This is a genomic window from Ideonella sp. P3_A4 (assembly GCF_056403075.1).
Genome location: NZ_JBFUGE010000311.1, coordinates 1 through 7,250, shown reverse-complemented (window position 1 = coordinate 7,250; position 7,250 = coordinate 1). Strand labels below are relative to the sequence as shown.

Sequence of the window (7,250 nt, the reverse complement as noted above, 5' to 3'; positions counted from 1 at the left end):
GGTCAACGGCCTGTTGCGCGACTGGCGAACGTTGGCCGAGGCGCGCTTCCCGCGCGAGGCGTGGAGAKCCCAGCTGGCCGAGGCCGAGCACCTGGTCAACCAGGCTCGCTGGGAAGAGGCGGAGGCCACGCTGAACGCCATGGCCGGCGGTGCGGGTTCGACATCGGCCGCCGGCGAAGCGCTCGCCCGCGTTGCAGGCGAGCGGCTGCGTGCCCTGCTCGACCGGGGCGAACGGACCAAGGCCGTGGCCCTGGCCGAGGCCGCCCCGGCCGCGGTGGATGCGAGCCTGCGCGCCGAAGCGCTCTGCCACGCCGGGCGATCGGCCGCCGGGCTGGATTGGCTGAACAAGGCGGACAAGACACCGCTGGCCGGCGCCTACCCCTACAGCCTCGAGGCGGCCCGGCACCAGGCGGCGCGTGGGCTGTGCCTGTTGGCCGCGGGCGACCGAGCCCAGGCGGCCACGATGGAGCGGCTGGCCCGCTCGGCTTTCGATGCGCAGCCCAGCGTCAGCCCGGCCTACCGGCGGGTGCTGCAGCGCCTGGCTGAGGCGCTGCACCGCTAACGTTCTGTCTTGTCGGACAGGCTCGCGTCAACCCGGCGGGTTGATGACGGGCGCTGCCTCGGCCGGCAAGGTCACGACGATCGTCGTGCCGCCGGTCAACGCCTGTTGCACGTCGACCCGGGCACTGCGTGCCGTCAAGGCCTCACGCAGGTGCGCCAGGCGGGCCACTGCGCCATTCGACGCCTCGCCGGCAGCGTTGTCCGACACGACGACACGCACCTCGCGCGACGGTGGCAAGGCTTGCAGGCGCACGCTGGCCTGCGACGCTTGCGCATGGGCCACCACCAGCGCCAGTGCCCCTTGGACCGCGCGATGGACCTCATTGGCCTGGGCCGTGTCGGCGCAGGCGAAGCCGGGGTCCTGGTGCAGGCTGAAGGCACAGCTGGGCTGGGCCCGAGCACAGGCCTGCAGCAGTTCGGCCAGCGCCGCGTCGAGCCCCAAGGCGTCGACGATCTTCGCCCGCAGCGGCTCGACCAGTGCCTCGCCGGCGGCCTGGGCCTGGTCGGCCAGCGCCAGGATGCGCGCAGCCGTCTGGGCCGCCGCCTGCGGATCGGCGGCGGGACCGGTGGCGTCGGCCTGACGCGCCGCTTGCATCGCGGCCAGGCGCACCGCGACCAGCGCAGCATCCAGCCGGCCCATCAGCCGGCGGGCGATGCCGCCGTGGCTGTCGCCATGGCGCTGCCACGGTGTGCCCTCCCGCGCAGGATGCGCGGCTGCGCCGAGGGTCTCGGCCAGCTCCAGCACGGCGCCTTGCAGACGGCGCAGCTCAACGCCCACCGCCGGCCCTTCGGCGACGGCATAACGGCCCTGCCGCATGGCCTGCAGCGCGTCCAGCAGCGCGAGCAGCGAGGCACGCATGCGCCACGCCAACAGCGCGACCACCAGCAGACCGACGAGGCCCGCCGCCGCCACGACACCGAGTTCCAGGCCCAGGCGCCGCTGCTGCGCGCGCTGCAGCGCCTCGGTCGTCATCGTGACCCGCACATAACCGGCGACCGGGCCGAGCCGGAACGTCGGCTGCAAGTCCTCGGCCATCGACACGTGCGGCGTCGCGCGGTCGAAGAAATCGATGTCGGGCACGCTGGAGCGCACCGGCAATTCGACCGACGGCAGACCGGCGGCCAACGGCTGCCCTGGCAACGAAACAAAGGGACGCCGCGCCGCATCAAAGATGTCGATCGCCGCGATCGCCCGGTCATGGGCCAGCAGCTCGCGCACCGAGCGGTCGAGTGCCGCCGCGTTGCCCGAGATCAGCCCGTACTCGCTGGCCTCGGCCAGCGCGCCGGCCACCAGCATCGCGCGCTCTTCGAGTTCATGACGCATCCGTTCCTGCGAGCCGATGTTCAGCAGCAGGATCGCCAGCAATGTCAGCAGCGTCGGCAGCGCAGCGGTGGCCAGCAGCAGGCCACGCAAGCCCCAAGACCCCCAAGACCGTTCGGCTGTGCGTTCCATCGTCGTCAAGCCGGAAAGTTGCCGAGGCCACGCACCGCGGCGTCGATCACGACGTCGAGCGAGCGCGCCACCGTGTCGTTGATCGCCACGCGCCAGTACAGCGGGTACTGCGGCTCGGCCGTGGGCTGGCCGGCGAGCAGCGCGTCGAGCATCTCGCCCAGTTGCGCGACCACATCRTCGATCGAGGTGTAGGCCGCCGCCAGCGTGCCCGCGCCGACCATCGCCTTCGAGAACCCGATCACCCCCTGGCGGCGCCGGTAGGTCGACTCGAGCACCGCCCGCGCGACCTGCGCGTTGTAGAGCTCAGGGTCGGGCACCGCGAGCAACACGCTGGCGGAGGTGAGTGCCGACAGCGCACGCACCGGGCTCGCGCCGGGCTCGACGACCTCGAACGCCACCGCCAGGTCCGCCGCACTCGCCGCCCGCTCGATCAGCGGCTGCAGGTTGCGTGTCGACGCGCTCAGCAGCACGCCGACCACCACCTTGCGCCGGTACAGGCGGCGAATGAGCTGCATCTGCGCGGCCGGCGACGCCTCGGCGAACACCGCCGTGACCGGCCTAGTGCGACGCGGCGCGGCAGCTGCGATCAGCCGCAGATAGGCTGGGGACGAGACGAAGGCCGAGACCAGCGGCCCGGCCACATCGGCGTTCAGCGCCGCCTCCAGCGCCGCTGGGCCGACCGCCAGGTAGACCGCCGGTCCGCCGCGCGCGATCAGCGCCTTGATGTCATCGGAAACCTGGGCGCCGGGGAAGCGCCGCGTCAGCGCCGCCACGATCTGGCTCGTTGCCTCGCCCAAAGCACTGGTGACCACGCGCAGCTCGGCCCCGCCCGCGCCGGCAGCCTTCAACACCGGCGACCCAGCCAGCGCCGCCATCGCCGCCAGCGCGCGCAACACCGCGCGCCGGTCGGGCGAGCAGGTGGGCAGCAGCAGGGGGCGGACGGTGGACACGTTGTCAGAAAGCCGCTGCGAGCGACAAGAAATAGGACCAGGCCGTCGCCGTGTGGGGCGTGTTGGTGCCGTCGGCAGTGGGCGCCCGCAGGTGGTCGGCGTTGCGCAGGTTCAGCGTCAGCTGCCAGCGGGCGTCGGCCATCCGGAAGTCTTTCAGCAGCGTCAAGGCCGAGCGACCGGCCGACTGGGTGGAGCTCGTCGACTTGGAGGACGCGTAGTAGCCCAGCGACGCACGCCAGCCATCGCCCAACGTCACCGCCAGCCCGGTCGCGCCGATCCAGGGGTGCGGACGGTGGTTCTCCTCGGCCAAGCCGCCCGCATGGTCGCCTTCGGCCAGCGTCGTCGCGCTGACGAAGCCCGACCAACGCTCCGAAAGTTCACCCGCGACGCGCAACTCGATCCCGTAGAACTCACCGTGCGTGGGCTGGTCGGCGCCGCCCTTCTTGCTCCACACCTGCCCGTTCAAGCGCGACCAGAACAGGCGTGCGTTGACCGATGCGGCACGGGACGGGTCGTCCAGCTGGTAAGCCAGTTCAGTGGACTGCAGGTGCTCTTCGGTCAGCAGCACGCCTGACAAACCCAGGCGCAGGCTCTGGTCGGAGGCCCAGTCGCCCTGCGACCACGCCAGCCGCAGCGTCTGGTCGTCACTCACGTGCCAGTTGGCGCCGGCGTGCCAGGTGCGGTCGTGGTTCTCGCTGTCCGCCTCGTCGGCCGACCAGCCGGCGCTGAGCGACAGCGCCGGGGTCGGCATCCAGTCGACGCCTGCAAACAGGCGGCGATACCGCGTCGACCAACGCGCCACGTCGCTGTCGCGGCTGTGCACCAGCGCCTTGCGCAGGCCCAGGCCGCCGGTGAAACGCAACTCGTCGGACAGCACGTGCACGTCCTGCAGCTCGAGCTTGGTACGGCGCTCGACGTTGAGTTCCGGTTCGCAGACCTTGCCGGGCCGGCAGTCTTCCTCGGGTTTGAAGACCTGCGAGGTGTTGGCCCACTGGTCCAGCCGCAAGCTCAGCTCGTTGGACGAGGCAATGCTCTGCGTCCACACCAGGCTGGCGTACCCGTTGCGCAAGTCCCGCGGGCCCAGCGGTGGCGTGGCGGCCGGCTCGCCGTCATAGTGGCTGCTCAGGTAGGCCGCATCAAACGAAATGTTCGACCCTTCGGCCAAGGCGATCGCGCTGCGCAAGGTCACGCGGTCGACGTCCACCGGGTCATCGCCCGGAGAGAAAGCGCGCCGGTCTTCGATCTCGTTGCGCTCGCGGTGGTGCGCGGTGAGGCGAAGCGCGACGGGGCCGAAGGTCCAGCCGCCACGCGCCATGGCCCGCAACGCCTCGAACGAGCCGATGGACAGGTAGCCGAAGCCCCGCTCGACATCGGCCGGGTGCTTGGTCACGAAATTGACCACTGCGACCTTCGACGCGCGGCCATAACCGGCCGCACYGGCGCCCGAGGTGACCTCGATCCGCTCGACATCGTTGAGGGCCACCGGCAGGTCGTTCCAGTCGTCGTCGTCGGACAGCACGGTGCCGCCGACTTCGATGCCGTCGACCAGCAAGGTGACCCGCACCGGCCCGACGGCCACCCGGTTGCCCAGCTTCAGGGTGTAGTTGGCACCGCTCAGGCGGTTGGGCGATGCGCCGGCGACCAGGCGCATCGCCTCGGCCAGGCCCTGGAAGCCATAGAGCGCCAAGGTATCGGCCGACAGGATGGTGACGCTGGCCGGGATGTCGCGCACGGCCTGCCGCATGTGGGTCGGCGTCAGTACGGGTACCTCGCTACCCGGCAGCACCAGGGCGTCGGCCGACGCGTCCTGGGCCCAGGTGGAAGTGGATGTCAACCAGGCAACGGCCAACGCGGCCAACAGACGGCAAGCAAGACGGGGCATCAAATTCACCTCTGGGCGACCGGAGTGGATGAGGCCAAGCCGAGCGCCCCCTCCAGTTTTTCCAGGGGTTGTTTGAAGTACGGACTCACCGCCGAGCCTGGCGGCAAAGACGAGCGCGATTGTCGGGCCAGCGCCTTGGCCTGCTTGGCGTCCCCCGCCGCCAGCGCACACAGGCCCTGCACCGCCCGCGCGCGTGCCAGAAAGGGGCTGGCCGGCGAGCGCCAGGCGCTCTCTCGGGCCAGGTACTTGGCCAACGCATCAAGGCCCTCACTGCCGCGGCCGGCCGCGCACAGCGCTTCGCCGCGCTGCCCGCCATCGGCGCCGGGCAGCGAATCCAAGGTGGCCGCCGGCGGCAGGGCGGCCAGGGCCTGGGCCGCGTCGCCGCTGCCGAGCAGCACGCTGGCGCGGACCAATGCGAGCTCGAGTGCGCGCGCGTCGGCGGCTTCGGCCGGCGGGTCCACGGCCGCCGGGCCCAGCAGTTCGAGGGCATCGCCCTGGCGACCCTGCATCGACTGGCTCAGGGCCAGGCTCGTGCGCACGCGAACGGCCATCGGACTGGCGCGCCGTGTCATCAAACCCAGTTGCGACTGCAACACGGCGTCACCACGCGTGTGGTCGCCACGCACGATCCAGACCCAGGCCAGCGCACGGGGTGCGTACGGGATCAGCGTCAGCTCGTCGCCCAGCGGCGCGATGCGCGCCAGCGCCTGGCGCAGCAGCGGCTCGGCACGGTCGAAATCGTGCCAGGCGGCATACAGCCCGCCGAGCAGGTAGTCGCCCCAGGCATCGGCGTCGGCGATGCCGCGGCAACCGCGCTGCTTGACGATCTCGCGGTCGGCCAGAACGACGGCTTCGGCCGCGTCGAACGACAGCCGATGCCCCGGGTCGTTGGCGAACAGGAAGGCGGTGGTGTAGATCTCGGCGAAGGCGGCGGTGCCGTCTTGTGGCCCGCCGAGCTGGCGCAGATCGGCAATGATGGCCGAGCCCAGCTCGCGTGCCTGGTCGACCTGGCGGAACTCCATCAGCAGGCGCCACAGATTCCAGCGCAAGTTCAGCACGCGCGGCGAGGCGGCGCCCTCGATGCCGGCAGCCACCGCCACCGCCTGCTGTGCGTAGTCGACGGCCTGGCTGCCATGGCCCGTCAGCGAAGCCAGGCTGGCCCGCGCGCCGAGCGCCATCGCACGCTCGATCGACGCCGACGGCAGCCCCTGCGTGATCTGGTCATCGATGCTGTCGAGCTCGCGGCCGAGCGCCTCGGCCTTGGATTGCGCGGCCAATGAGGCGGCCAGTTGCAGCCGCGCGAGGACCACCAGCCGCGGCTCGCCCTGCGCCCAGCCGATGGCCTGGGCGGCGGGCTCCTCGGCCTGCGCCGCGCGGCCGAGCTTGAGCAGGGCTTGCGACACCGCCATCGCGGCAATCGCCTTGTCGACCACCGGTGCGCCGCTGTGGGCCAACACCYCGAGCCGACGCGCCGCATGCAGCTCGGCCAGTTCGAAATTGGCCATCTCGTCGAACAGGCCGCTGACGACGCCGTGCAGTTCGGCTTGCAGCGCCGGTTGGCCGTCGAAACGCGCGTCGATCAGGCGCGCGCCGCGCTTGAGCAAGAACTCGCGCGGCGCGCCACGCGGGTCGAGGTTGGCCGAATCGCCGGCGGCATCGACACGGAAGGTGTCGAGCACGAAGTCCTTGACGGCGCCGGCACGCAGCGCCGCTTCATTGGCGCGCTGTGCCTGCGCCAGCGACAGGCCAGCGGCGAGTGCCACCGCCACCGCCGCCGCGGCGCCGAGCGCCAGTCCGGCACGTGAGCGTCGCGCCAATGCGCGCAGGCGGTAGGCGGTGGTGTCCGGGCGGGCACGCACCGGCTCACCGGCCAGGTGGCGCTCGATGTCGTCGGCCAGTGCATCGACGGTGGCGTAGCGCTGCTCGGGCTGGCGCTGCAACGCCTTGGCCAGGATCGCGTCGACATCGCCGCGCAGGGCCCGCGCCAAGGCACGATCGTCCACCCGCCGGCTGGCCGGCACCGCGTCGGCTTGCAGCATCGCCTGCCCCAGCGCCGCCACCAGCCCCGCACGTTGCCCTGGCTGCTGTGGTGCATGCGGCCGCACGCCGGTCAGCAGCTCGTAAAGCATCACGCCCAGCGAGTAGACGTCCGAAGCCACCGTCACCGGCTCGCCGCGCAACTGCTCGGGCGAGGCGTAGTGCGGGGTCATCACCGCACCCAGGCGTTGCGTTGCGCCGGCATCGTCGGGCGCTTCATGCAGCAGCTTGGCGATGCCGAAGTCCAGCAGGTGGACCTGGCCATCGGCCGAGACCAGCACATTGGAAGGTTTGAGGTCGCGGTGCACCACCAGCCGCGCATGGGCGTAGGCCACCGCTTGCGCCACCTGCAGGAACAGCTTCAGGC

Annotated in this window: 5 protein-coding genes; 1 reads left to right on the top strand and 4 read right to left on the bottom strand. The window is 71.6% G+C overall.

Annotation, left to right across the window (positions count from 1 at the left end):
- On the top strand, positions 1-562 hold a 562-nt coding region (locus AC1DYI_RS22390), incomplete at its 5' end, for a hypothetical protein (protein ID WP_477206344.1).
- Between the two features lie 27 nt (positions 563-589).
- On the opposite strand, the gene AC1DYI_RS22385 is transcribed toward AC1DYI_RS22390, so the two are convergent.
- From AC1DYI_RS22385 to AC1DYI_RS22370, 4 genes are all read right to left on the bottom strand, one after another.
- Positions 590-2,014: a hypothetical protein gene (locus AC1DYI_RS22385; RefSeq protein ID WP_477206343.1), complete on the bottom strand. Its 1,425-nt coding sequence runs from the start codon at positions 2,012-2,014 to the stop codon at positions 590-592.
- A 5-nt stretch (positions 2,015-2,019) separates the two neighbouring features.
- The gene (locus AC1DYI_RS22380) at positions 2,020-2,964 is read right to left on the bottom strand and encodes a hypothetical protein (protein WP_477206342.1); all 945 of its coding nucleotides are present in this window, start codon (positions 2,962-2,964) and stop codon (positions 2,020-2,022) included.
- A 4-nt stretch (positions 2,965-2,968) separates the two neighbouring features.
- Positions 2,969-4,846, bottom strand: a complete 1,878-nt coding sequence (locus AC1DYI_RS22375; protein ID WP_477206341.1) for a TonB-dependent receptor plug domain-containing protein — start codon at positions 4,844-4,846, stop codon at positions 2,969-2,971.
- A 5-nt stretch (positions 4,847-4,851) separates the two neighbouring features.
- Positions 4,852-7,250: protein kinase domain-containing protein (locus tag AC1DYI_RS22370; RefSeq protein ID WP_477206340.1), on the bottom strand; the 2,399-nt coding region annotated here is incomplete at its 5' end.

Excerpts from the sequence above, each read along its gene's own strand:
- AC1DYI_RS22385 (WP_477206343.1), bottom strand. The coding sequence starts at position 2,014 with ATGGAACGCACAGCCGAACGGTCTTGGGGGTCTTGGGGCTTGCGTGGC.